Raw genomic sequence first — 24,788 nt, 5'->3', positions numbered from 1 at the left:
CTCTTGGTCATGGGCACCGTGAGGGGGTCCTGCCCGTCGGGGGGCCGTCCTGCCTGCGGCCGTCAGGGGCGCGCACGGGCCGCCGCCGGGGGGCGCGCGGGCCGCTGTCAGGGGCATGACCGCTGTCACGCGCAACCGCGGCATGGGCGCCCTCGGGTGGCGCCATCCTCGGGGGCACCATCGGGGCCGGGGGCCTTCCCGCGGCCTGTCAGGGCGTCGGGTCATGCTGTCACGCTGCTGTGACATTCGGGCGTTAGCGGCCTGTCAGGACCACCAGAGGAGACCTCCGATGACCCTGACCCCGACGCCATTTCCTGCTCACGGCCGGTGCGGCGCTGGCTGCTCCGGCCGTTCTGCGGACGACACCCGCCTTCGCCCAGTCTGGTGGGCCGGCGCGCAACGTGATTCTGATGATCTCGGACGGGGCGGGCTATCACAGCTGGCATGCCGCGTCCTATTTCCGGCATGGCGCCCTCGGGCATGAGGCCTATGACCGTCTCCCCGTGCGGACGCTGATGACGACCTATCCGCTCTCCACCGCGACCGAGCCGACGGGCGATCTGACGCCGCAGGTGTCCTATGATCCCGCACAGGCCTGGTCCACCGCCCCCGTGGAGGGCAGCTTCGAAGGCAGCGTGACCGGGCTGACCTATTCGAAGCTCTTTGCTGGCTATGACTATGTCCGCCAGAACTATGTGGACAGTGCGGCGGCCGGCACCGCGCTGTCGGCGGGGATCAAGACCTACAACAACGCCATCAACTGGACGGCGGATGACAAGCCCGCCCGCATGCTGGGCGAGGTCGCGAAATCCGCGGGCAAGGCCGTGGGCGTGGTGACCTCGGTGCAGATCAGCCATGCCACGCCGGCCAGCTTCCTGGCCCATAACCGCAGCCGCAACGATTATGCCGGCATCGGGCAGGAGATTGTCGAGGCGGGGATCGGCGACATCGTGCTGGGCGCCGGCCATCCGATGTTCGACCGCGACGGGGCCTATCGCACCCCGACCGAGGAGAATTTCCGCTATGTCGGCGGTCCCGATGTCTGGATGAAGCTGATCTCGGGCCAGACGGATTATCATCTCCTGGACGACAGGGCTGATTTCGAGGCGCTGGCCGCCGGCCGGCTGGAGCTGACAAAGGATCGGGTTCTGGGCCTTGCGCGGGTCGATTCGACGCTTCAGTTTCAGCGTTCCGGCGAGGGGATGGGCGGGCTGATCGCCTCGGTGCCGAACCTCGAGATGATGACGAAGGGGGCCCTGGCCTATCTCGCCACCAAGCCGGAGGGGTTCTTCCTGATGGTCGAAGGGGGCGCGGTGGACTGGGCCGCCCATGCCAACAATACCGCCCGCCTGATCGAGGAACAGATCGACTTCAACCGTGCGGTCGAGGCGGTGATGGCCTGGATCGAGGCCAATGGCGGCTTCGAGCAGACCCTTCTGATCGTCACCACCGACCACGGCAACGGCCTGGCCTATGGTCCGCAGTCCGACGAATTCGCCTTCCAGCCGGTGGTCAACCGGGGTCAGGGCGCCCTGCCGGATCTGCGCTGGCACTATGACACCCATACCAACGAACTGGTGCCGGTCTGGTCCGGCGGTCCCGGTTCGGCCCTGATCGCCGAGGCCGCCACCGGTCGCGACGACGGCACCGCGCTGGTCGGCTGGGGCGATGTGGCCCGCTATCATGACAACACCGATCTGGCCCGCGTGATGGCGGTGGCGATGGGCGTGTCGATCTGATCCTCTCCGGGGCGGCGGCGAAGGCTGCTGCCCCGCGTCCCGCCGCACGGGAGAGGGGGCAACGGCAGACCCCGGCAGCAGGACCCCGTTGACCCTCTCCCCGGCTGCCCCTACCTCGCGCGCATGGTCCGCGCCCCTCTGCTCCAGATTTCCGATATCGCCCTCACTTTCGGGGGCACGCCGCTGTTCGAGGGGGTCTCCCTCACCGTGCATGAGGGGGACAGGATCGCCCTTGTCGGGCGCAACGGCTCGGGGAAATCGACGCTGCTGCGGATCATGGCCGGCCTGGTGGAGCCGGACCGGGGCCAGCGCGCCACCGGCCCCGGCACGACCCTGGGCTATATGGAGCAGGACCCGGATCTGTCGGGCTTCGACACGCTGGGCGCCTTTGCCGCCGCGGGTCTGCCCCCGGGCGAGGACTGGCGCGTGGCGCAGGCGGCCGAAGGGCTGGGCTTCGACCCGACCCGTCCCGTGGCCACCGCGTCGGGAGGGGAGAAGCGCCGCGCCGCGCTGGCCCGTCTGCTGGCCGCCGAGCCGGAGCTGCTGCTTCTCGACGAGCCGACGAACCATCTCGATATCGCGGCGATCCAGTGGCTCGAGGAGCGCCTGCGCAGCCATCGCGGCGCCTTCGTCCTGATCTCGCATGATCGCGCCGTGCTGCGGAACGTGACGGCGGCGACGCTCTGGCTCGATCGCGGGATCCTGCGTCGGCAGGATCGCGGCTTCGATCAGTTCGAGGACTGGCGCGACAGCCTCTGGGCCGAGGAGGACGCCCAGCGCCACAAGCTCGATCGCCTCATCCGGGCCGAATCGCGATGGGCGGTGGAGGGCATCAGCGCCCGCCGCAAGCGGAACATGGGGCGCCTGCGCGCGCTCGAGGCGCTCCGGGCCGAGCGGCGCGAGCAGATCCGCCGGCCGGGTGCGGCGGCCCTGATGCTGGAAAGCGGTCCCCTCTCGGGCAAGCGGGTGATCGTTGCCCAGGGGCTGACCAAGCGATTCGGCACGCGGACCATCGTCCGGGATTTCGACCTGATCGTGCAGCGGGGTGACCGCGTGGCGCTGGTGGGGCCGAACGGAGCCGGCAAGACAACGCTCGTGAACCTGCTGCTGGGCCGGATCCAGCCCGATGCGGGGACGGTGACGCATGGCACGCATCTGGAGGTGGCCCTTCTCGACCAGACCCGCGCTGCGCTCGATCCCGAAGCGACGCTCTGGGAAAGCCTGACGGGCGATCCGGCGCTGCGGGCCGGCCGCTCCGATCAGGTCATGGTGCGCGGCGAGCCGCGGCATGTCGTGGGATATCTCAAGGATTTCCTGTTCGATGAGGCACAGGCCCGCGCCCCGGTGAAGGCGCTCTCCGGCGGAGAGAAGGCGCGGCTGCTGCTGGCGCGGATCATGGCGCGGCAGGCGAATCTCCTGGTCCTGGACGAGCCGACCAACGATCTCGACATCGAGACGCTGGATCTGCTCCAGGATGTCCTCGACGGCTATGACGGGACCGTGCTGCTGGTGAGCCACGACCGCGACTTTCTCGATCGTGTCGCCACCGTGACCGTCGCGCTGGAAGGGGACGGGACGGCGGTCGCCTATGCCGGGGGCTGGAGCGACATGATGGCTCAGCGCGGCGGCCGTCCGCTCGGGGGCAGCGGAATGGTGCCGGGCCGTTCCGCCTCGCATCGTTCCGCGCCCTCTCCGGCGGCCGGATCTGCCCCGTCGGGGCCGGCGCCGCAGCGGACCTCGGCCCGCAAGGGTCTGACCTTCACCGAACGGCACCGGCTCGAGACGCTGCCCGCCGAGATCGATCGCCTGACGGCCGAGATCGCCCGGCTTGATGCCCTGCTCTCCGATCCCGACCTGTTCACGCGCGAGCCGGTGAAGTTCCGCAAGGCGACCGAGCTGCTGGCCCAAAGGCAGGCAGCCCTGACCGCCGCCGAGGACGAGTGGCTGGCCCTTGCCGAGAAGGCCGAGGGCTGAGCCTCTCTGCCGCTGGGCCCCGAGATGCAAAGGGGGGGGCGCCTGCGCACCCCCCCCCGGTCCTGAACAGCTCCGTTTGCCGGCAGAGCCCGGTCTGCCCCGGTCTCAGCCGTCGAAATTCACCTCTTCCATGATCCGCACCGCGGCGGCACGGTGGCCCGCCACTTCCGAGAGGGAGAGGCGATCAGGGTTCAGCTCGCCCCAGGAGGCGACGAGATCCGACAGCTTTGTGCCCTCGACCACGGGATATTCGTGGTTCTTCTCGGCATAGATGGCCTGGGCTTCGGGCGAGACGAGGAATTCCATGAACTGCAGCGCCTCGTCCCGGTTGGGTGCGGCGGCGGTCATGGCGATGCCCGAGACGTTCACATGCGTGCCGCCATCCTCGAAGGTGGGGAAGATGAGGCGGACGGACTGGGCCCAGGCCTGCTGCTCGGGATCAGCCAGCATCTGGCCCAGGTAATAGGTGTTGCCCAGCGAGATGTCGCATTCGCCCTGCCAGATCGCCTGGACCTGATCGCGGTCGCCGCCCTGCGGCTTGCGGGCGAGGTTGTCGCGCAGACCGGCCGCCCATTGCCGGGCATAGTCCTCGCCGTGATGGGCGATCATCGCCGAAAGCAGCGCGAGATTGTAGTTGTGCAGGCCCGAACGCGAGCAGATGCGGCCCTTCCACTTCGGATCGGCGAGATCCTCATAGGTCGTCACCTCGCCATCGGCGACGCGATCGAGGCTGGCATAGACGACACGGGCGCGCTTGGTCAGGGCGAACCAGTGCCCTTCGAGATCACGCAGTTCGGCAGGGATGGCCGCCTCGAGCACCTCGCTGTCCACAGGCTGGGTCACGCCGGCATCGACGATCTGCTGGAGATTCGCGATATCCACCGTCATCACCAGATCGGCCGGGCTGCGGGCCCCTTCGGCCACGAGACGTTCGACAAGACCTTCATTGACGAAGGCCAGATTGACGGCGATGCCGGTCGCCTCGGTGAAGGCGTCGACGACAGGCTGGATCAGCTCGGGCTGGCGTGTCGTGTAGACGTTGACATCGGCCAGCGCAGGGGCGGCGGCCAGAACAGCGCCGGAGGCCAGCAGAACGGCTCGGAGGGTCATCGCGGCTCCATCGGGTTGTGTTGCGATGGCGCCTGCCTAATCCCGATCAAATCTGTCGGTCAAGAGTGACCTAGAGGAATCGTCAACTTTCTGCCGCCCCCTGTCGGGAGACCCGTTCGGCCGCGCGCAGCTCGTTCCAGATCGCGTCCATCTCTGCCAGATCGCTCTGGGCCGGGCTTCGGCCGCGCCGGGCCAGTTCGTCCTCGACGGCAGCAAAGCGGCGCTCGAACTTGGCGCAGGCCCGGCGCAGCGCCGTCTCCGGTTCCACGCCCAGATGGCGGGCCAGATTGGCCATGGCAAACAGCAGATCGCCGATTTCTTCCTCGCGGGCTTCGGGGCCTTCGGCCTCGGCCACCTCGCGCGCCTCTTCGGCGATCTTGGCCAGCACCGCCCCGGCATCAGGCCAGTCGAAGCCGACCCGCGCCGCCCGTGCCTGGAGCTTGGCCGCACGCTGCAGCGCGGGAAGCGCCAGGGCCACGCCATCGAGCGTGCGCCCCTGCCGTTCCTCGGCCTTGCGGGCTTCCCATGCGGCAGTCTGCTGTTCGGCCGTGCGGATCCCGACGTCACCGAAGACATGGGGATGGCGTGCGATCATCTTGTCGGCGACGCTGCGCGCGACGGCGGCAAAGTCGAACAGGCCGGCCTCCTCGGCCAGGCGGGCATGATAGACCGCCTGCAGCAGCAGATCGCCCAGCTCGCCCTGCAGGCCTTCCCAGTCCTGCCGGTCGATCGCATCGGCCACCTCATAGGCCTCCTCGATCGTGTAGGGCGCGATGGAGCGGAAGTCCTGCTCCAGATCCCAGGGGCAGCCCCCTTCGGGGTCGCGCAACCGTGCCATGATCTCGATCAGACGACGGGTCTCCCGCTCCGCTTCGCCCATTGCCCTTTCCCCTTTCCCCGGCCTAGACCGGCCGGGTGCACGCCTTGTCGGAGTCCTCATGCCCGTCGTCAACCGCATCGCCGCCTTTGCCGAGGACATGACCTCATGGCGGCGGCATCTGCACCGCAATCCGGAGCTGGGCTTTGATCTGCCGCAGACGGCGGCCTTCGTGGCCGGGCTCCTGCGCGCATTCGGGGCCGATGAGGTGCATGAGGGCATCGCCACCTCGGGGGTGGTCGCCGTGATCCGCGGGGCGCAGCCGGGACAGGGCCGGATCGGCCTGCGCGCCGACATGGACGCCCTGCCCATGCCCGACGAATCCGGCACCCCCTGGGCTTCGGCGATTCCCGGCCGTGCCCATGCCTGCGGTCATGACGGCCATACGGCCATGCTGCTTGGCGCCGCGAAATACCTTTGCGAAACGCGCGCCTTCGCCGGCACCGCGGTGCTGCTCTTCCAGCCCGCCGAGGAGATGGGCGGCGGCGCCCGCGTGATGGTCGAGGAGGAAGGTGTGCTCGACCGCTTCGGGGTGGAGCAGGTCTATGCGCTGCACATTGCACCCGGTGTGCCGCTCGGCGCCTTCGCGACCGTGCCGGGGCCGATCATGGCGGCCGTGGACGACTTCCGCATCGTGCTGACGGGCAAGGGGGGGCATGCCGCCTATCCCCACGAGGCGAGGGATCCCATTCCGGGTGCCTGCGCCCTGGTCGGCGCGCTTCAGACCATCGCCTCGCGCGAGGCCGATCCGATGAAGCAGCTCGTGCTCACGGTGACCCAGATCCATGCCGGCAGCGCCTATAACGTCATCCCCGCCGAAGCCGTCCTGACGGGGACGATCCGCAGCTATGACGAGGCGCTGCACAAGATGGCGCTGCGACGGCTGGAGGAGATCGTCGCAGGACAGGCCGCCGCCTTCGGCCTGCAGGCTGCGGTCGAGATCCTGCCCGGCTATCCCGCAACCATCAACGATCCCGGCCGCACCGCCTTTGCCGTCGATGTCGCGCGCGAGATCACGGATGAGGTGAATTCCGCCATGACACCGGAAATGGGCGCGGAGGATTTCTCCTACATGCTGCGGGCGCGGCCCGGTGCCTTTCTGATGCTCGGCAATGGCGACACGCCCTTCTGCCATCACCCTGCCTTCGATTTCGACGACCGGGCCCTGCCGGTCGGTGCGTCCTTCCTCGCCCGCCTCATCGAGCGGGCCCTGCCGATGGAGATCTGAGATGGCCCTTGCGGATGCCTCGCGCGAGATCGACCGGGCGCTGACGGGCGACCTGAAGGGACCGGCCTTCGAGAATGCCTTTGCCGGGGCGACATCCTTCCTGCGCCGCCGCTACCGCAAGGATGCGACCGGCGCCGATGTGGCCGTTCTGGGGGTGCCCTTCGATCAGGCGGTGACGCATCGCAGCGGCACCCGCTTCGGCCCCCGCGCGATCCGCGAGGCCTCCACCCTCCAGCCCTGCGATCCGCCCTATGGCTGGCCCTTCGACCCGCTGTCGGAACTGGCGGTGGTCGATACCGGCGATCTGGCCTTCGACTATGCCCGCACGGCCGGCTTTCCGCCGGCCCTGACGGCCCGCGTGGCCGAGCTGATGGGGCAGGGGGCGGCGGTTCTGACGCTCGGGGGCGATCACTCGATCACCCTGCCCATCCTGCGCGCCCATGCCGCGGTCCATGGCCCCCTTGCCGTGGTCCAGTTCGATGCCCACAGCGATCTGTGGCCCGACGACGATCCGGAGCGGATCGATCACGGCACCTTCCTCTACAAGGCGGTGAAGGAAGGGCTCGTGGATGTGGCGCATTCCGTCCAGATCGGCATCCGCACCGTGACGGAGGACCGGCTGGGCGTGCCGATGTTCGACGCGCGTGCCGTCCATGAAGAGGGGCCGGATGCCATCGCGCGCAAGGTCCGGTCGATCGTGGGTCAGGCGCCCTGTTACCTGACCTTCGACATCGACGCGCTGGATCCTGCCTTCGCGCCGGGCACCGGCACGCCGGTCTGGGGAGGGCTGCAATCCTGGCAGGCGGCGGCGATGCTGCGCGGCCTTGCCGGCCTGCATGTTCTGGGCGGGGATGTGGTGGAGGTCTCTCCGCCCTATGATCCCACGGGCTCGACCGCCATCGCCGGCGCCCATGTGGCGACCGAGATCCTGTGCCTGATCGGCTGGCACCGGCTGGGCAAGGGCTGAATCCGGTCCCGCCCGGGGCGGAGAGGGCGGCGAAGGCAGGGCCCGCAGCACGAGCGGCTGCGGGGGTGTTGCGCAAAACGCCCCCGGAGCGCGCGTTGCGTTAACGGATTGTCAACCCCTGAGGGGCATCCTGCCTCCCGAATCCGGAATCGGGAGGCCCGCCTGCCATGACATCTCTGCCGCGACCCGCTACAGGCCCCACCCGCATGCCCCGCATCGCCTTCGGGGCGATGCGAGGGGTGATCGGGGACAGGATCGGGGCCGCCTTGCGGGTCGCCTGCGCGGCCGGCTCAGAACCCGGCCTTGATCTCCTCGAAGACGCGGGCATGCCGCTCGCGCGATTCGACGCTGATGGGAAGCTGGGCAAAGATCGGGGCCTCGATGGTCCCGAGGCCCGAGGCCTCCAGGTCTTCCTCGGTCACCTGCTCGTGCAGGGCGGTGTCGTTGGCCGTGGCCCAGCCCGCCTCGACCAGAGGCACGGTGGTCTGGGGCGACAGGAAGGCGTTGACATAGTCATAGACCTTGTCCTCGCTGCCCGGCCCGTTGACGAGGTTGACCATCCCGCAGAGCCAGACCGAGGAGCCCTCGGCCGGTTCGCGCTGGAAGCCGATGGGACGGCCCTCTTCCTTCATGGTGGGGTAGGTCTCGTTCCAGGCCCAGGCGATGAGGACCTCGCCGGTCGAGAGAAGCTGCGCCAGCTCTGCCGGATCGGTCCAGTAGGTGCGCAGGTTCGGATGCACCTCGCGCAGCCAGGCGGCGGCGGCCTCGAACTGTTCGTCCGTCACCTCGGTCCAGTCCGTCACCCCGGTGGCGAGATAGGCCAGGGCCCAGGCATCGTCCACATTGTCGGGGATCGCCATGCGCCCCGCATAGGCCGGGTTGCGGAACACATCGAGCGTGGCGACGTCCTCTGCCGGCACCTGTTCGGGGTTGTAGGCGATGGCGGTGGTGCCGAAATCGGTCGGCAGGAAGTAGAGATCGCCGCCCGCGGCGACATCCTGTCCCATCAGGCTCGCGTTCAGATCCTCGAAATAGGTCAGGCGCGAGACGTCCCAGGGCTCGATCAGGCCCGACTCCTGCCATTTGGGCACCGATCCGGCGCAGATATGCGCGACATCGGCGCGAAATCCCGACCGCACCTTCTGGAAGGCCTCCTCCTCGTCGCCGAAGAAGGAAAAGGTGGGCGACTGGCCATGCGCCTCGACATAGGGGGCATGGAACTTGGGATCCTCGAAGCCCGGATAGTCGAGGACGAGAAGCTCGGGATCCTGTGCCGCCGCCATTGTGGCAAGCGACAGCAGCGACGCGGCGCCGAGAAGGGTCGCGGTCTTCATGGGGTGATCTCTCCCGTTGGACGTCGGTTGCGGCTGCGGCAAAGCCTATGGACCTCGGGCAGGGGCTTCAAGCCCATGAAAGCCGTCTCCCGCCCTTGCGGGCCTTCTCTCGGCCTGCCACTGCTGTCTGCGTCCCGGAGTGAAGAGGAGAGACGCTGCCATGTTCACCGCGCTCGTGCTCCGCAAGGACGAAAGCGGCCCGCATCTCGCCATCGAGGAGGTGGAGGACGACCGCCTTCCCGAAGGCGAGGTCACCGTCGCCGTCCGCCATTCGACGCTGAACTACAAGGACGGGCTGTGCCTGACTGCCCAGGGCGGACTGGTGCGCAGCTTTCCGCATGTGCCCGGCATCGATTTCGCCGGCATCGTCGAGGAGTCCTCGGATCCGCGCTGGAAGCCGGGCGATGCCGTCATCCTCACCGGCTGGCGCGTGGGGGAAACCCGCTGGGGCGGCTATGCCACGCGCGCGCGTGTGCGGGCCGACTGGCTCGTGCGGTTGCCGGAGGGGATGGATCTGCGCCGCTCCATGGCCATCGGCACGGCCGGCCTGACGGCGATGTTGGCGCTCATGGCGCTCGAGGATCACGGTCTGATGCCGGGGCAGGGGCCGGTTCTGGTGACGGGGGCGGCCGGCGGCGTGGGCTCGATCGCGCTGGCCCTGCTGGCCCGCGCCGGGCACGAGGCCGTGGCCGTGACCGGGCGCCCCGATCAGGAGGCCTATCTGCGCTCGCTCGGGGCCAGCCGGATCGTGCCGCGGGGGGAACTCGACCATACCGTTCCCAAACCCCTCGAGTCCGAGACATGGGCAGGCTGCATCGATGCCGTGGGCGGGGCGATGCTGGCGCGGATCCTCGGCCAGCTCCGACACGGCGCGTCCGTCGCGGCGGTGGGCAACGCGGGGGGGCTGACGGTGCCGGCCTCGATCATTCCCTTCCTGCTGCGCGGTGTGAATCTGCTCGGCATCGATTCCGCCCAGGCCCCCATCCCGCGACGCGAGGCTGCCTGGACGCGACTTGCCCGCGATCTCGATCCCGCGCTGATCGATTCCATGACACAGACCGCCACGCTTGCCGACCTCCCCGCCCTTGCGCCTGCCATCCTCAGGGGCGCGGTGCGGGGCCGGGTGGTGGTGGATCTCTGAAAGGCCCTCTCCAATGCTCGATGCCGCACCAGTTCTTGATACCCCCTGGGTCCGAGACCAGTTTCCCGCCTTCGCGGCCCCTTCGCTGCAAGGCCAGGCCTTCTTCGAGAATGCGGGGGGTTCCTATCCCTGCCGCTTCGTCGTGGATCGGCTCCACCGCTTCTATCTCGAACGCAAGGTTCAGCCCTACGCCCCCTACGAGGTCAGCCGCCTCGCGGGGGAGGAGATGGACGAGGCGCGCGCCCGCCTCGCCGTGATGCTGTGCGTGGCGGAGGAGGAGCTGTCCTTCGGTCCCTCGACCTCGGCCAACACCTATGTCCTGGCCCAGGCGGTGCGACGCTGGCTGAAACCGGGCGAGGCCATTGTCGTCACCGATCAGGACCACGAGGCCAACAGCGGCGTCTGGCGCCGTCTGGGCGAGGAGGGGGCCGAGATCCGCGAATGGCGCATCGATCCCGTCACGGGGCATCTCGATCCCGGCCGGCTGGCGGATCTGCTGGCCGATGGGCGCGTGCGCCTGGTCTGCTTTCCCCACTGCTCCAACGTCGTGGGCGAGATCAACGATGTCGCTGCCATCTGTGCCATGGCGCGCGCGGCCGGCGCGCGGACCGTCGTGGACGGGGTGAGCTATGCCCCCCATGGCCTGCCGGATGTCGGGGCGCTGGGCTGCGATGCCTATCTGTTCTCCGCCTACAAGACCTACGGACCGCATCAGGGCATCATGGCCCTGCGCGAGGACTGGGCGCGCGAGCTGCCGAATCAAGGGCATTTCTTCAACGGCAGCATCTTGACCAAGCGTTTCACCCCCGCCGGCCCCGACCATGCCCAGATCGCCGCCTGCGCCGGCATCGCGGACTATATCGAGGCCCTGTCTGCCCATCATGGAGGTCCCGCGACGGGTGCCCCGGCTGCGCGTTTTGCGCATGATCTCATGCGAGCGCAGGAGATCCGCCTGCTCCGCCCGCTGCTCGAGGCGCTGTCGGGCCGCAACGGCCTCCGCCTGCTCGGGGCCTGTCCGTGCCGAGGCCCGCGCCCCCACCGTCGCCATGGCGCTGCCCGGTCCGGCCGAACCCGTCGCCGCAGCGCTCGCCCCGCACGGAATCATGGCAGGAGGGGGGGATTTCTACGCCGTGCGCCCCTTGCGCGCGATGGGCATCGATCCCGATCGCGGCGTGCTCCGCGTCAGCTTCACCCACTACACGACCGAAGAGGAGATCGACCGCCTCATCGCCGCTCTCGACACCGAGCTGCCAAGCTGATCCGGGCCGCTCAGGAGGGCGTATGCGCCTCATGACCGACCGTCCGCCGATCCTGCTCTGGCTGCGCCGCGACCTGCGGCTGTCCGACCATCCCCTTCTGCATGCGGCGGCCCGGGCCGGCCGTCCCGTCATCCCCGTCGCTCTCAACGACGAGGCCGTGGCGGCGATGGGCGCCGCGCCGCGGATGCGCTGGGGCATGGCGCTGGCCGCCTTTGCCCCCGCCCTTGCGGAACTGGGAAGCCGGCTCATATGCCGCAGCGGCCCGGCCGACCGGGCGCTGGCCGCGCTCGCACGCGAGACAGGCGCCAGCGAGGTCTGGCTGACAGCCCTGCCCGATCCGCTGGCGCGGGCCCAGGAACAGGCCGTTCAGGCGGCGGGCCTGACGGTGCGGGCCTTCCCCGGCTTCCTGCTCGCGCCGCCCGAGGCCATCGCAACCGGCCAGGGAAGGCCCTTCCGCGTCTTCACCCCCTTCTGGAGGGCCCTGGCGGCGCATGATCCGGGCGATCCGCTTCCTGCACCCGGCCGCCTCCCCGCGCCGGACCACTGGCCGTCATCGGAACGGCTGGAGGACTGGCGGCTCGAACAGGCCATGCAGCGTGGCGGCCCGTTGGTGGCCGCCCATCAGAATCCCGGCGAGGCCCGCGCCCGCGCCCGCCTCGAGGCCTTTCTCGATCACAGCCTCGATGGCTATGCCGCCGCGCGTGACGACCTTGCGGCCGATGGCGGCTCGAAACTCTCCGAGAACCTGGCCTATGGCGAGATCTCCCCCCGCATGGTCTGGCACGCGGCCCGGGCGGCGCAGGAGCGCGGCTCGCCCGGCGCCGAGACCTTCCTGCGCGAACTCGCCTGGCGCGAATTCAGCCAGCATGCCCTCTGGCACAACCCCACGCTTCCCGACTCTCCTCTCGATCCCGCCTGGGCCGGGTTCCCCTGGGACAGGGCCGAGGATTCGCCCGCCCTCCTCGCCTGGCGGCAGGCGCGGACCGGGATGCCGCTCGTGGACGCGGGCCTGCGCGAGCTGTGGGTGACCGGGCGGATGCACAACCGGATGCGGATGCTGACGGCCTCGGTCCTGTGCAAGACGCTGCTCATCGACTGGCGCATCGGTCTGCGCTGGTTTGCCGATCAGCTGACCGACTGGGACGCCGCCGCCAATGCGCTCAACTGGCAGTGGGTGGCCGGGACCGGTCCCGATGCGGCTCCCTTCTTCCGCGTCTTCTCGCCCGATGCCCAGGCGGCCCGGCACGATGCCACTGGCGCCTATCGCCGCCGCTGGCTCGCCGAAGGGCAGAGGCACCCGCCGGCGACGGCACTCGCCTTCTTCGACGCCGTGCCGTCTTCCTGGGGGCTGTCCCCGGGGGATCCCTATCCGCCGCCGGTGATCGATCCGTCCGAAGGACGCCGGCGCGCCCTTGCCGCCTTCGAACGCTTCCGAAAGCGATAGGGCGGGCGGTCACGGCGCGCCTTCCACGGCCGCATCCCCCCTTGCACAGGGGGGGCGGGCCGGTCACTGTCGGCACGCATTCCCGGAGGTCGCGATGCCCACCGCCGCCAAGATCGCCGCTGCCCTGCTCTTTGCCGCGCTCGCCTGGATCGCCTCGCGCCTGACATTCCCGCTCTGGCCCGAAGGCAGCAGCCCCGGCCGCTTCGCGGAGGTCAATGCCGCCCTCGGCCTGGTGCTGGGCTGGCGGATGGCCGGGGCGCGGGCGGGGCAGGGGGCCGCCGCGGCCATCGGCACGGGCCTGACGACCGCCGTGACGGTCGCCGTCCTTGCGCTCTTCGTGCATGGCTTCGTGCTGATGATGGCCGATGCGCTGCGCCGGCGCTTCGACGGCCCCGTGGAGGCCCTCGTTGCGGTCTTCGGCCATCTTGTGGAGCAGGCCCGGCTTCTGGCCTCTGCGCCGGTGATCGCCACGATCCTCGGGGGCGGGATCCTGGCGGGCCTTGTCACCGAATGGTTCGGGCGCAACTTCCGGTGAGACCGCTCTTCCTCTACGGCACCCTGCGGCACCGCCCGCTGCTGGAAACGCTGGCGCGCGATCTCGGTCCGGCCCGGTCCGAGGACGCCGTCCTGCCCGGTCATCGCGTCCTGCGGCAGCGCGACACCCCCTGGCCCGCCCTCGTGCCTGCGCCGGGGGCCGAGGCGCCCGGCACCCTCTGGCATGATCTGCCGCCGGCCGCCCGGGCCCATCTTGACCGCTTCGAGACGCCCTTCGGCTATTGTCCCCGGCCGCTCCTCGTCCGCACCGCGGCGGGCGGGATCGAGGCCGATGTCTATCTTCCCCCCTGCGGATCTGCCTCTCTCCGGGCAGGACTGGTCGCTCGAGGACTGGGTGCGGCAGGAAGGCCCGCTCGTGCTGGGCATCGCGGCCGAGATCGCCGCCCATGACCCCCCCGCTGGAGGGCGAGGCGCTGCGCCGCCAATGGCCGATGATCGCCCATCGGGCCGCGGCTGCCCTGCGCGCCGCCCACGCCCCGCCGGCAACCATCCGCCATGACGCCCGTCCGGGCGATTTTGCCCTGCGTCCGAACCGTCCCCCCGAGGGACGCTTCTTCAAGCTCGGCGGCTTCAGCGCCAGTTATCGCCGCTTTGACGGCGGGCGTCACGAAGGCCTTCTGCGCGAGGTCTTCTCGGGCGCCGATGCGGCTCTGGTCCTGCCCTATGACAGGGCGCGCGACCGCGTCCTTCTGGTCGAACAATGGCGCGCCGGTCCCGCCCGCCGCGGCGATCCCCAGCCCTGGACGCTCGAGCCTGTCGCGGGCCTTGTGGATGCGGGCGAGACGCCCGAACAGGCCGCCCTCCGCGAAACATGGGAGGAGGCGGGTCTGCCGGTCGTCGAGTTGCGGCCCATGTTTGCCGGCTATGCCAGCCCCGGCAATGCCACCGACCATTTTTATGCCTTCCTGGCTCTCTGCGATCTGCCTGACGGCCTTGCCACCCGCGGCGGTCTGGCCGAAGAGCACGAGGATCTCCGCCTTCATGTGCTGCCCTTCGAACGGGCGCTGGCGCTTGTGGAAACGGGAGAGGCGAATGCCCTGCCGCTGATTGCGATGCTGCTCTGGCTGGATCGCTGGCGCCGCCGCTGAGGCGTTTACGGAATCTTAACCCTTGCATGGCATGATGGGGATCGAAGGGGACGAATCGCTCCCTGCCGTTCCAGTTGGTTGTCACAGGAAAGAAAGGATCGTCTGATGTCACCGTGATGGTCTTCGCGCCGCTCTGGCCTGCGTCCGGCTTGCGCCCGTGCCTTGAGTCCCCGTCTCCCCCCTCCTAGACAGGGGATCGTAGACTGGGAGTTTCCATGCCTGTCATCAAGCCAGACCTCGCCGCCGCCGTGGGGAACACGCCCCTCATCCGGCTTCGCCGTGCCTCCGAGGAGACGGGATGCGAAATCCTCGGCAAATGCGAGTTCATGAATCCCGGCCAGTCCGTGAAGGATCGCGCCGCCCTCTCCATCATCCGCGATGCCGTGGCACGGGGAGAGCTTCAGCCGGGCGGCACCATCGTGGAGGGCACGGCCGGCAATACGGGGATCGGGCTGGCGCTGGTCGGGGCGTCGATGGGCTTCCGCACCGTCATCGTCATCCCGGAGACGCAGAGCCAGGAAAAGAAGGACATGCTGCGCCTTGCCGGGGCCGAGCTGGTCCAGGTGCCCGCCGCACCCTATCGCAATCCCAACAACTATGTCCGTTATTCGGGCCGTCTTGCCGCCGAGCTGGCTCGCACGCTGCCCCGGGGGGCCATCTGGGCCAACCAGTTCGACAACATCGCCAACCGTCGCGCGCATGCCGAGGGCACGGGGCCGGAGATCTGGGAGCAGACAGGGGGGCGTGTCGATGGCTTCGTCTGTGCAGTGGGAACCGGCGGCACCCTTGCCGGCGTGGCAGAGGCTCTCCAGCCGAAGGGGGTGAAGATCGGCCTTGCCGATCCCGAGGGGGCTGCGCTCCACAGCTACTATACCCAGGGCACCTTCGATGCGCCCGGTACGTCGATCACCGAGGGCATCGGCCAGTCGCGCATCACCGCCAATCTGGAGGGGTTCCGCCCCGACATGAGCTGGCGCATCCCCGATTCGGAGGCGCTTCCCATCGTCTTCGACCTTCTGGAGCATGAGGGGCTGTGCCTCGGAGGGTCGTCCGGGGTCAATGTGGCCGGCGCCATCCGCATGGCGCGCGAGATGGGCCCGGGCCATACCATCGTGACGATCCTGTGTGACTACGGCACCCGCTATCAGTCCAAGCTCTTCAACCCGGACTTCCTGCGCGAACGCGGCCTGCCTGTGCCCCGCTGGCTCGACCGCGCCCCTGCCTCCATCCCGGGTGTGTTCGAGGACTGAAAGGCGTTCATGTCCTGTGGCCTGCGGGTCGCCCTGCCGGGAGCTGCGCCTGCGTCGCGTCTCGAGGAGGGGGGACGCCACGACAGCCGCAAAGCCTCTGCTCAAGCGCTGGGGCGGGCGCCTGCCCGGATGCCGGCGCACTCGGGGAGATCAGGAATCCCTTCTCCCTGCCGGATCCGCATCTCATCGGGGCGTTCCAGCCGGTTCCTGCCTCCGGGGCCATGGGGGCATCCTGCGGGGCATCCGGTCCGGCGATGGGCACGGGCCGGCGCCATGGCATTGGCGCGGGTCAGGGCTGTGCCCCCCTGATCCGCTGCGGGTCTGAGGGCCTCTGCCGGGCCGAGGGCGGCCGACCCCATGCAGGTTTCAGGCAGGTCTGTCGTGATCCGCGCCTGCCGCCGTCTTCAGGTCAGGGCGGCAAGAATGCGTGCCCAGCTCCGGATGCCCTTGTGGAAACTGCGCAGGTCGTATTTCTCGTTGGGGGAATGGATGAGATCGTCGTCGAGGCCGAAGCCCGTCAGCAGCGAATCCATACCCAGCACCGTCCTGAAATAGCCCGCCACCGGGATCGATCCGCCCGAGCCGGTGAAGGCTGCGGGTCGCGGCCATTCGGCAGAGAGGGCAGCGCGCGCCTTCTCGAAGGCCGGATGGGACAGATCCATGACCGACGCGGGAGAAGCGCCATGGTCGCGGAATTCTGCGCGGCAGTCAGGGGGCAGCATGGCGCGGACATGGGCACGGAAGGCCTCGCGCACGGCGAGGGGATCCTGCCGGCCGACCAGGCGGAAGCTGACCTTGGCCGAGGCCTTGGCGGGCAGGACCGTCTTGAACCCCGCGCCCTGATAACCGCCCGTGATGCCGTTGATCTCGCAGGTCGGGCGTGCCCAGATGGATTCGAGGACGCCCCGTCCCGCTTCGCCTGCGGGGACTGACAGGCCGACCGCGCCCAGAAAGGCGGCTTCGTCGAAGCCGAGCGCATCCCACTGGGCCCGGATGTCGGGGGACGGATCCTCCACCCCGTCATAGAAGCCCGGCAGGGTCACGCGGCCCGTCTCGTCGTGGAGGGAGGCGAGAATGCGGGCCAGCACGCGGATCGGGTTGATCGCCGCGCCGCCATACATGCCGGAATGCAGGTCCATCGCCGGGCCGGTGATTGTCACCTCCTCGCCCAGAAGGCCGCGCAGGCGCGTGGTGATGGCAGGCGTGTCCCGGTCGAAGAGATCCGTATCGCAGATCAGGGCAAGATCGGCCGTCAGCAGGTCGCGGTTGGCCTCGAGGAAGGGGACAAGGGAGGGCGAGCCCGATTCCTCTTCCCCCTCGAGGAAGATGGTCAGGCGGCAGGGCAGGCGGCCATGGACCATCTTCCAGGCACGGCAGGCCTCGAGAAAGGTCATGAGCTGTCCCTTGTCATCGGCCGCACCGCGGGCGCGGATCACCTGTCCTTGCGGCGTTTCCTCGAGGCGCGGCTCGAAGGGCGGGTGATTCCACAGATTCAGGGGATCCACGGGCTGGACATCATAATGGCCGTAGAACAGCAGATGCGGCCCCCCATCGCCCCCCCGTCCCACGACCATCGGTCGCCCCGCTGTGGGATAGGTGCGGGCATCGAAGCCCATGTCGCGCAGATCCTGCGCAAGCCAGTCGGCCGCGGCAGCGCAATCGGCCGCATGGGCCGGATCGGTGGAGATCGAGGGAATGCGCAGAAGCGCGAACAGCCGCTCGACCGCCGCAGGCAGATCGGCGTCGATGCGGTCGAGGACGGGATCGAGGACGGCGGGATCGGACATGGGCACTCCGGGCATTCCGGGACGGATGCCGGAAGGCTAGGGGGGAGCCGATCGGGGCGCAACAGCAGCGGCATCTTGTCCGGTTGGCATCGGACCTGGAATTGATCTAAGACAAGGCAGGTCCCCGGGGCTGGTGCGATGTCCCGACCAGACGACCTGAGGAAGGAAGGATCGCCCGTGGATTACGACGCCCATCTCAGTGCCGCGCTCGACCGTCTTCATCAGGAGGGGCGCTATCGCACCTTCATCGACATCGCGCGGGAGAGGGGGCATTTCCCCCATGCCGTCTGGCACCGCCCCGACGGGACGACCAGACCCATCACCGTCTGGTGCGGCAACGACTATCTCGGCATGGGGCAGCATCCGGCCGTGCTGGCGGCGATGCACGAGGCGCTGGATGCGGTGGGCGCAGGATCGGGGGGCACGCGCAACATCTCGGGCACCACGATCTATCACAAGCGGCTCGAGGCAGAGCTGGCAGACCTGCACCGCAAGGAAGCGGCGCTTCTCTTCACTTCGGCCTACATCGCCAATGATGCGACACTGTCCACCCTGCGCAGGCTGTTTCCTGGCCTGATCATCTATTCCGATGAACTGAACCATGCCTCGATGATCGAGGGGATCCGCCGCGGAGGCGGGGAGAAGCGGATCTGGCGGCACAATGACGTGGCCCATCTGCGCCAGCTTCTGGCGGCAGACGATCCGGCCGCGCCCAAGCTGATCGCCTTCGAATCGGTCTATTCGATGGATGGCGATTTCGGGCCCATCGCCGAGGTGGTGGCACTCGCGCAGGAGTTCGGCGCGCTGACCTACCTGGACGAAGTCCATGCCGTGGGCATGTACGGGCCGCGCGGCGGCGGCGTGGCCGAGAAGCTCGGCCTGATGGGGCAAATCGACATCATCAACGGCACGCTGGGCAAGGCCTTCGGCGTGATGGGGGGCTATATCGCGGCTTCGGCGCGGATGTGCGATGCGATCCGCTCCTATGCGCCCGGATTCATCTTCACGACCTCCCTTCCCCCGTCATCGCGGCCGGTGCGGCGGCCTCGGTCGCGCATCTGAAGACCGACAATGCCCTGCGCGAACGCCATCAGACCCAGGCCCGGATCCTCAAGACCCGGCTCAAGGGGCTCGGCCTGCCCATCATGGATCACGGCAGCCACATCGTTCCGCTGATCGTGGGTGATCCGGTGCATACCAAGAGGATCTCGGACATGCTCCTGGCGGATCACGGCATCTATGTGCAGCCGATCAACTTCCCCACCGTGCCCCGCGGGACCGAGCGGCTGCGCTTCACCCCCTCGCCTGTCCATGGCCCGCGAGAGATGGACGCCCTCATCCATGCGCTGGACAGTCTGTGGTCGCATTGTGCGCTGAATCGCGCCGAACTGGCGGGTTGAACCTTTCGTCCCCCGATGCGTTGGAGTCACGACCGTGTTACGCTTGCCACAAAGGGGTCGGTGATGCACGAATCACCAGGCTTCCCAAGGGCGGGACAGGACGTGGGGCGTGCCGATGATCGGGCGGGGCTATCTCAGCACCAAGCCGCTTGAGCAGGAGGAGGGCGAGGCGCGCGGATTCGACGCCTTCGAGCTGCGCCTTGGCGATCTGATGCGCGGCGAACGCGCGACGATGGGCAAGTCCCTCCTCGATGTTCAGCGGGAGCTGAAGATCAAGGCCGCCTATATCGCCGCCATCGAGAATGCGGATCCCTCCGCCTTCGACACGCCCGGCTTCATTGCCGGCTATGTGCGCTCCTATGCGCGCTATCTCAACATGGATCCCGATTGGGCCTTCGAGACCTTCTGCCGCGAATCGGGCTTTGTTCCGACGCATGGAATGGCAGCGGCGCCGGTTGCCCCTGCCCGCCGTCGCCGCGACGAAAAGGCGCCCGGCCCGGGGCTTGGCAGGGACATCTTTGCAGGCCGTCCCGCACCCTACATCGCGCAGGACGACGGCTTTCTGGCCAATCTCGAGCCGCGTGCCGTGGGCTCCATCCTCGTGCTGGTGGCCTTGCTTGCCGGGCTGTCCTATGCGGGATGGTTCGTTCTGCGCGAGGTGCAGAAGGTCACCTTCGCCCCGGTGGAGCAGCCTCCCACCGTCGTCGCCGATCTCGATCCGCTGGCCGGCGGGGCCCAGCCGCAGGACCCGGCCGAGGATGCGCTGGTATCGCTGCTCCAGCCTTCGGCCGAGGCTCTGGATCGCCTCTACAGGCCCGAGGCGCTCGAGGTGCCCGTCCTGGTGCCACGCGACGGGCCGATTGCCGCTCTCGATCCGGCCACGGTGGGCACGCTGGCGGCAGGAGGCGGGTCTCCGTCGGCCGGAGGGCCGGGCAACTGGTCTGCTCCCGCTCAGGTCGGGGACGCCGCAGCCGCGGCAGGGCCCTCTTCTCCCGCCCTCGCTTCGGCGCAGGGCACCGGGGGGGGCGACTGTGGCCGGCGTCGAGGAGACCTTGGCCAGCCTTCTAGGAGAGGGGCCCGAGGCAACCGCCGCTTCCGCCTCCGATCCGACGGGAGTGCAGGTCACGGCCGGTCCGGCACCGCAGGTCCAGCTCGTGGCAGTGCGAGAAGCCTGGGTGCGGGTGCGGGCGCCCGATGGCTCGACCCTGTTCGAGGGGATCCTGGCCCCCGGCGACACTTTCGATGTCCCTGCCTTCGAGGAACCCCCGACGATGCGCGTGGGCGAATCCGGCGGTCTCTACATGGCGGTGAATGGGGTTCCCTACGGTCCCGTGGGACGGGACGGAGCGGTGACGAGCAACGTGCCCCTCTCGGCCGAAGCCATCCTGGCCAGCTACCAGCCGGCCGATCCGTCCGCGAACCAGCATCTGGCAGAGTATGTGGCCCTGGCCTCGGCAACCCAGACGGCGCCGGCCGCTCTCCCCGCCGGAGCGCAGGAACCCGGCACGGCAACCGGCAATCCTGTGCCGCCCTTCGAATGACGGCCGGAGCCCGGTTGCAGCGGCGGGAGTGCCGGACTAGCTGAAAGGCAGTCCCGCGCCTCAGGAGCCGTGCCATGTCGCATACCCAAGTCCGTCCCTGGCGCCATATCGAGCGGCGCCGGTCGCGCCGGATCATGGTAGGGTCTGTCCCCGTGGGCGGTGGGGCGCCGATCAGCGTTCAGACCATGACCAACACCCCGACGGCCGATGTCCCGGCGACCCTGGCGCAGATCCGGGCCGCCGCAGAGGCCGGGGCAGACATCGTCCGCGTCTCCACCCCCGATGAGGAGAGCACGGCCGCCCTTCGTGCGATCGTGCGCGAATCGCCCGTTCCGATCGTGGCCGACATCCATTTCCACTATCGCCGTGCCATCGAGGCCGCCGAAGCCGGGGCAGCCTGCCTGCGCATCAATCCCGGGAACATCGGCAGCGCCGAGCGCGTGCGCGAAGTGATCCGCGCCGCGCGCGACCATGGCTGTTCCATCCGGATCGGGGTCAATGCAGGCTCGCTCGAGCGGCATCTTCTCGAACGCTATGGCGAACCCTGCCCCGAAGCGATGGTGCAATCCGCGCTCGATCACATCAAGCTTCTGGAAGACAACGACTTTCATGAGTTCAAGATCAGCGTGAAGGCCTCCGACGTGTTCCTGGCCGCCGCCGCCTATCAGGCGCTGGCCGAAGCGACGGATGCCCCGCTCCATCTCGGGATCACCGAAGCGGGGGGCCTGATGACTGGCACGGTCAAGAGTGCGATCGGCCTCGGCTCGCTGCTCTGGGCCGGCATCGGGGATACGATCCGCGTTTCGCTGTCGGCCGATCCGGTGGAGGAGGTGCGCGTCGGATTCGAGATCCTCAAGGCGCTGGGTCTGCGCCATCGCGGTGTCAACATCATCTCCTGCCCGTCCTGCGCGCGGCAGGGCTTCGATGTCATCCGCACCGTGGAGATCCTCGAGAAGCGGCTGGCCCATGTCCGCACGCCCCTCACGCTCTCGATCATCGGCTGCGTGGTGAACGGGCCGGGCGAGGCCCTGATGACCGATATCGGCTTTACCGGCGGGGGGGCAGGGCACGGGATGGTCTATCTGGCCGGTCGGCAGAGCCATCGCATGGACAACGACCGCATGATCGACCACATCGTCGAGCTGGTCGAGGCGAAGGCGGCCGAGATCGAGGCCGCCCGTGCCGCCGCCCGGGTGGCTGCAGAGGAAACTCCCCAGGCGGCGGAGTGAACCGGGCGGAGCCGCAGCCGGGGCTCAGCCCTCGCTGCGTGCCTGTTCCACCAGCGCTTCCATGGCTTCGAGCGGGACGAAGCCGCGCACCATCCGTCCGCCCAGGACGAAGGTCGGCGTGCCGGTGATGCCGAGCCGGTTCGCGAGGGCCCGGTTCTGCGCGATGATCGCCGTGACCTCGGGCGCATCCATCCGGGCCAGGACGGGCTCGGGGTCGAGTGCGAGGGCTTCGGCCAGACGACCGAGGGCCTCGGGCGTGATGTCGCCCTGGAAGGTCATCAAGGCGTCATGGACATCCTTGTAGGCGTCGTCGCCATGGATCTGATGCACGGCGATGGCAAAGCGCGAGGCCAGTTCGCTCTGCGGCCCGAGGATCGGGAATTCCTTGAGGACGAATCGGATGTTGCCGTCGCCTTCCACGAGCTCCTCGACCGTCTCAAAGGCCCGCCGGCAATAGCCGCAGCGATAGTCCATGAATTCCACAAGGGTCACATCCCCTTCGGGATTGCCCCCGACCCAGGAGATACCGTCATTCTCGATGGCCTGGAGATTCTCGGTCACTGCCTGCCGGTCGGCCTGTTCCTGTGCAGCGGCCTCACGCGATTCGAGGACGGCGATGGCCTCCATGAGGACTTCAGGATTCTCCAGGAGATAGGCCCTCACCTCGGCACGGAAGGCTTCGCGCTCAGCCTCCGACAGGGCCGAAAGGTCGAGCGCAGCGGCAGGCAGGGCCGCCCCGGCAAGGACGACGGCAGCAAGGGCGATGCGGCGGAGCGGCATGGGCTTTCTCCTTCATGGCCGTTTGGCGATCTGTGGCAGAGGCGGAGCGGCTTGGAAAGCGCCTCACGCAGGGTTGAGAGGGCAGGGGGACAGGCTTGACGGGGCCGGGTGGCGCAGGGCAGGCCGGTCCGCAGGGCAGCCGCAGGGGGCCGGAGCATGATCGGACGGATCGCAGCGCTGGCGATGGTCCTTCTGCTGGCCATGGCGCAGGGCGCGGTATCACAGGCGATGTCGGGGCTGGCGCGGGTCGATCCGCAGCGCAGCCGGGTTGCCGATGAAGGGCGGGGATTGGCCGTGGATCTGGCGCTAAGCCAGGCGGTGCCATGGCGCCTCTTCACGTTGGATGGCCCACCCCGTCTGGTGATCGACTTTGCCGAAGCCGATTTCGGTGCCATCCGGCCTGACGCCCTGCTGATGCCGGGCCGGGCGGCGGGGCTGCGCTTCGGCTCCGTGCGGCCGGGATGGTCACGCCTCGTGATCGATCTGGCCAGACCGATGGGCATCACGCAGGCAGGGATGCAGGTCGATGAGCATGACGGAACGGCCCGGCTGCGCATCCGGCTCGATCCGGTGGATGCTGAGGCCTTCGCCGCCGCGGCCGGGGCACCCCCGGACGAGGAATGGGGACGCGCTGTCCTCTCTCCCGACAGGCTGGCCGATAGCCCGGCTGCTGCCGCCCCGGCCCCGTCGCAGGACGGGCGATTCGTGGTGGCCATCGACCCGGGCCATGGGGGAATCGATCCCGGTGCCGAGCGGGACGGCCTGCGCGAGTCCCATCTGATGCTCGCACTCGGGATCGAACTGGCCGAGGCCGTCGCCCGTGCAGGGATGGTGCCTGTCCTGACGCGGACCGAGGACGTCTTTGTGCCGCTCCAGACCCGGATGAGCATCGCCCGTGCCGCCGGCGCGGATGTGCTCATCTCTCTTCATGCCGATGCGCTCGAGACCGATCAGGCGCAGGGGGCGTCGGTCTATACCCTGACGCAGGAGGCGGCGGACGCGGCCTCGGAACGCATGGTGCAGCGCCATGAGGGAGGCGACCTGATCGCCGGGCTCGACCTGACCGGAACGGACGACACGGTGGCGACGGCGCTGCTCGATCTGGCGCGGCGCGATACGGTGCCGCGGTCCCGGCGGCTGGCCGAGACACTGGCCGCATCGCTGCGCGAGGCAGGGGCCGTCGTCAACGGCCGTGCGCTGCGGCAGGCTCAGTTGGCCGTTCTCTCGGCGGCGGACTTTCCTTCGGTGCTCCTCGAAGCGGGGTTCCTGTCGGATGAGGGCGACCGCGCGCGGCTCTCCTCGCCCGAGGGGCGGGCCCCCCATCATTGCGGGCATCGTCGGGGCGCTGCAGGCCTGGCACGCGGCCGAGGAGGCACGGAGCTCCCTTCTGCGGCGTTGAACCTTCATTTGCGAGCCCTCAGCTGCGCCGCCGAGCCAGCCAGATGGAGCGACCCCCGCAGGCCTCCTCCTCGGGCCAGAAGCCCAGCACCTCAAAACCGGCTTCGTCCAGCAGGGTGCGGTATTCGTCCGGGTCGAGACTGGCATGATAGAGATCGGAGCGGCCGATGCGGCCGATCGCGACGCCGGCCTTCGGTCCGGTCGTGAACAGCAGCACCGCCCGGGGCGACGCATGGGCGGCGAAGGTTGCCCCCATCTCGCGCTGGGCCTCCGGGGTGAGGTGGAACAGGCTGTCCCAGGCCAGGATCAGGTCGAACTCTTCTCCCAGCCGCAGTCCGCGCATGTCGGCATGCAGGGCCGTGGCACGCGGAACGACGCGGGCGAACAGCTCGATCATCGGGCGCGAGGCATCCACACCGGTGAGGATACAGTTGCGGTCGAGCAGATATTCCCCGATGGGCCGGCCTGCGCCGCAGCCCAGATCCAGGACCCGGCGCCGTCCCGCATGCCGCGGAGCCAGCATCAGCGCCCGGTCGAGCCAGGGCCTCTCGGTCAGACGACGATCGCGTGTCGCGGCCCAGGCGGGGCCTTCGCGGTCATAGGTGGGGATCACGTCATCGGGGTTCATCGTGAGCCATTCCAAGCGTCTGCAGGGCACTCCGTCCAGCAGGCCGATGCGTGTCAGGA

The 24,788-nt window shown here is 69.1% G+C and carries 17 protein-coding genes and 4 pseudogenes; 15 read left to right on the top strand and 6 right to left on the bottom strand.

The window, feature by feature from the left end:
* Nucleotides 1–410 precede the first annotated feature (410 nt).
* Both RUTHE_RS07785 and RUTHE_RS07780 read left to right on the top strand, forming a co-directional pair.
* Nucleotides 411–1,739: an alkaline phosphatase gene (locus tag RUTHE_RS07785; RefSeq protein WP_021097810.1), complete on the top strand. Its 1,329-nt coding sequence runs from the start codon at nucleotides 411–413 to the stop codon at nucleotides 1,737–1,739.
* Nucleotides 1,740–1,862: 123 nt separating this feature from the next.
* A complete protein-coding gene (locus RUTHE_RS07780; RefSeq protein ID WP_021097809.1) occupies nucleotides 1,863–3,713 on the top strand; it encodes an ABC-F family ATP-binding cassette domain-containing protein in 1,851 nt (616 codons plus the stop codon).
* Between the two features lie 105 nt (nucleotides 3,714–3,818).
* On the opposite strand, the gene RUTHE_RS07775 is transcribed toward RUTHE_RS07780, so the two are convergent.
* Both RUTHE_RS07775 and mazG read right to left on the bottom strand, forming a co-directional pair.
* The gene (locus RUTHE_RS07775) at nucleotides 3,819–4,823 is read right to left on the bottom strand and encodes a Fe(3+) ABC transporter substrate-binding protein (protein ID WP_021097808.1); all 1,005 of its coding nucleotides are present in this window, start codon (nucleotides 4,821–4,823) and stop codon (nucleotides 3,819–3,821) included.
* Between the two features lie 82 nt (nucleotides 4,824–4,905).
* Nucleotides 4,906–5,703: a nucleoside triphosphate pyrophosphohydrolase gene (gene mazG, locus RUTHE_RS07770; protein WP_021097807.1), complete on the bottom strand. Its 798-nt coding sequence runs from the start codon at nucleotides 5,701–5,703 to the stop codon at nucleotides 4,906–4,908.
* 58 nt (nucleotides 5,704–5,761) lie between these two features.
* Here mazG and RUTHE_RS07765 point away from each other — a divergent pair, with 58 nt between their 5' ends.
* Together RUTHE_RS07765 and speB are read left to right on the top strand one after the other, a co-directional pair.
* Nucleotides 5,762–6,928 carry a M20 aminoacylase family protein gene (locus RUTHE_RS07765; RefSeq protein WP_021097806.1) on the top strand — a complete coding sequence of 389 codons (1,167 nt, stop codon included), beginning with the start codon at nucleotides 5,762–5,764 and terminating at the stop codon, nucleotides 6,926–6,928.
* A gap of 1 nt (nucleotide 6,929) precedes the next feature.
* Nucleotides 6,930–7,895, top strand: a complete 966-nt coding sequence (gene speB / locus RUTHE_RS07760) for an agmatinase (protein ID WP_021097805.1) — start codon at nucleotides 6,930–6,932, stop codon at nucleotides 7,893–7,895.
* 290 nt (nucleotides 7,896–8,185) lie between these two features.
* Here speB and RUTHE_RS07755 read toward each other — a convergent pair whose 3' ends face one another.
* Nucleotides 8,186–9,229: an extracellular solute-binding protein gene (locus tag RUTHE_RS07755; RefSeq protein ID WP_021097804.1), complete on the bottom strand. Its 1,044-nt coding sequence runs from the start codon at nucleotides 9,227–9,229 to the stop codon at nucleotides 8,186–8,188.
* 160 nt (nucleotides 9,230–9,389) lie between these two features.
* On the opposite strand from RUTHE_RS07755, the gene RUTHE_RS07750 reads away from it, so the two are divergent.
* From RUTHE_RS07750 to RUTHE_RS07720, 7 genes and pseudogenes are all read left to right on the top strand, one after another.
* Complete coding sequence (locus tag RUTHE_RS07750; RefSeq protein WP_021097803.1) at nucleotides 9,390–10,370, top strand: MDR family oxidoreductase; 981 nt, start codon at nucleotides 9,390–9,392, stop codon at nucleotides 10,368–10,370.
* Between the two features lie 13 nt (nucleotides 10,371–10,383).
* A pseudogene (locus RUTHE_RS07745) lies at nucleotides 10,384–11,629 on the top strand (aminotransferase class V-fold PLP-dependent enzyme).
* Nucleotides 11,630–11,660: 31 nt separating this feature from the next.
* Nucleotides 11,661–13,073: a cryptochrome/photolyase family protein gene (locus tag RUTHE_RS07740; RefSeq protein ID WP_040645489.1), complete on the top strand. Its 1,413-nt coding sequence runs from the start codon at nucleotides 11,661–11,663 to the stop codon at nucleotides 13,071–13,073.
* Between the two features lie 94 nt (nucleotides 13,074–13,167).
* Nucleotides 13,168–13,608 carry a TrgA family protein gene (locus RUTHE_RS07735; protein ID WP_021097800.1) on the top strand — a complete coding sequence of 147 codons (441 nt, stop codon included), beginning with the start codon at nucleotides 13,168–13,170 and terminating at the stop codon, nucleotides 13,606–13,608.
* Entirely contained in the window at nucleotides 13,605–14,018 is a 414-nt protein-coding gene (locus RUTHE_RS15430) for a gamma-glutamylcyclotransferase family protein (protein WP_021097799.1), read from the top strand. The genes RUTHE_RS07735 and RUTHE_RS15430 overlap by 4 nt, the downstream gene beginning before the upstream one ends.
* Complete coding sequence (locus RUTHE_RS07725) at nucleotides 14,015–14,716, top strand: NUDIX domain-containing protein (RefSeq protein WP_021097798.1); 702 nt, start codon at nucleotides 14,015–14,017, stop codon at nucleotides 14,714–14,716. Before RUTHE_RS15430 ends, RUTHE_RS07725 begins: the two co-directional genes overlap by 4 nt.
* A gap of 215 nt (nucleotides 14,717–14,931) precedes the next feature.
* Nucleotides 14,932–15,966, top strand: coding sequence for a cysteine synthase A (locus RUTHE_RS07720; protein ID WP_021097797.1), 1,035 nt, complete (start codon nucleotides 14,932–14,934; stop codon nucleotides 15,964–15,966).
* Nucleotides 15,967–16,370: 404 nt separating this feature from the next.
* On the opposite strand, the gene RUTHE_RS07715 is transcribed toward RUTHE_RS07720, so the two are convergent.
* Complete coding sequence (locus RUTHE_RS07715) at nucleotides 16,371–17,753, bottom strand: M20/M25/M40 family metallo-hydrolase (RefSeq protein WP_021097796.1); 1,383 nt, start codon at nucleotides 17,751–17,753, stop codon at nucleotides 16,371–16,373.
* A 177-nt stretch (nucleotides 17,754–17,930) separates the two neighbouring features.
* Between RUTHE_RS07715 and hemA the strand changes: the two are divergent.
* The 3 genes and pseudogenes from hemA to ispG all read left to right on the top strand — a co-directional run bounded on the left by hemA (nucleotide 17,931) and on the right by ispG (nucleotide 21,923).
* Nucleotides 17,931–19,153, top strand: a pseudogene (hemA, locus tag RUTHE_RS07710) (5-aminolevulinate synthase).
* A gap of 115 nt (nucleotides 19,154–19,268) precedes the next feature.
* Nucleotides 19,269–20,694, top strand: a pseudogene (locus RUTHE_RS15425) (helix-turn-helix domain-containing protein).
* A 74-nt stretch (nucleotides 20,695–20,768) separates the two neighbouring features.
* Nucleotides 20,769–21,923, top strand: a complete 1,155-nt coding sequence (gene ispG / locus RUTHE_RS07700; protein ID WP_021097792.1) for a flavodoxin-dependent (E)-4-hydroxy-3-methylbut-2-enyl-diphosphate synthase — start codon at nucleotides 20,769–20,771, stop codon at nucleotides 21,921–21,923.
* Between the two features lie 24 nt (nucleotides 21,924–21,947).
* On the opposite strand, the gene RUTHE_RS07695 is transcribed toward ispG, so the two are convergent.
* Nucleotides 21,948–22,703, bottom strand: a complete 756-nt coding sequence (locus tag RUTHE_RS07695; RefSeq protein ID WP_021097791.1) for a DsbA family protein — start codon at nucleotides 22,701–22,703, stop codon at nucleotides 21,948–21,950.
* A gap of 156 nt (nucleotides 22,704–22,859) precedes the next feature.
* On the opposite strand from RUTHE_RS07695, the pseudogene RUTHE_RS16025 reads away from it, so the two are divergent.
* A pseudogene (locus RUTHE_RS16025) lies at nucleotides 22,860–23,957 on the top strand (N-acetylmuramoyl-L-alanine amidase); the annotation flags it as partial.
* A gap of 163 nt (nucleotides 23,958–24,120) precedes the next feature.
* Here RUTHE_RS16025 and RUTHE_RS07685 read toward each other — a convergent pair.
* Entirely contained in the window at nucleotides 24,121–24,744 is a 624-nt protein-coding gene (locus RUTHE_RS07685) for a class I SAM-dependent methyltransferase (RefSeq protein ID WP_245542196.1), read from the bottom strand.
* Nucleotides 24,745–24,788: the final 44 nt, after the last annotated feature.

The organism is Rubellimicrobium thermophilum DSM 16684 (assembly GCF_000442315.1).
Classification (GTDB): domain Bacteria; phylum Pseudomonadota; class Alphaproteobacteria; order Rhodobacterales; family Rhodobacteraceae; genus Rubellimicrobium; species Rubellimicrobium thermophilum.
The sequence above is the reverse complement of the archived record's forward strand: the minus strand, read 5'-3'. Positions and strand labels throughout refer to the sequence as shown.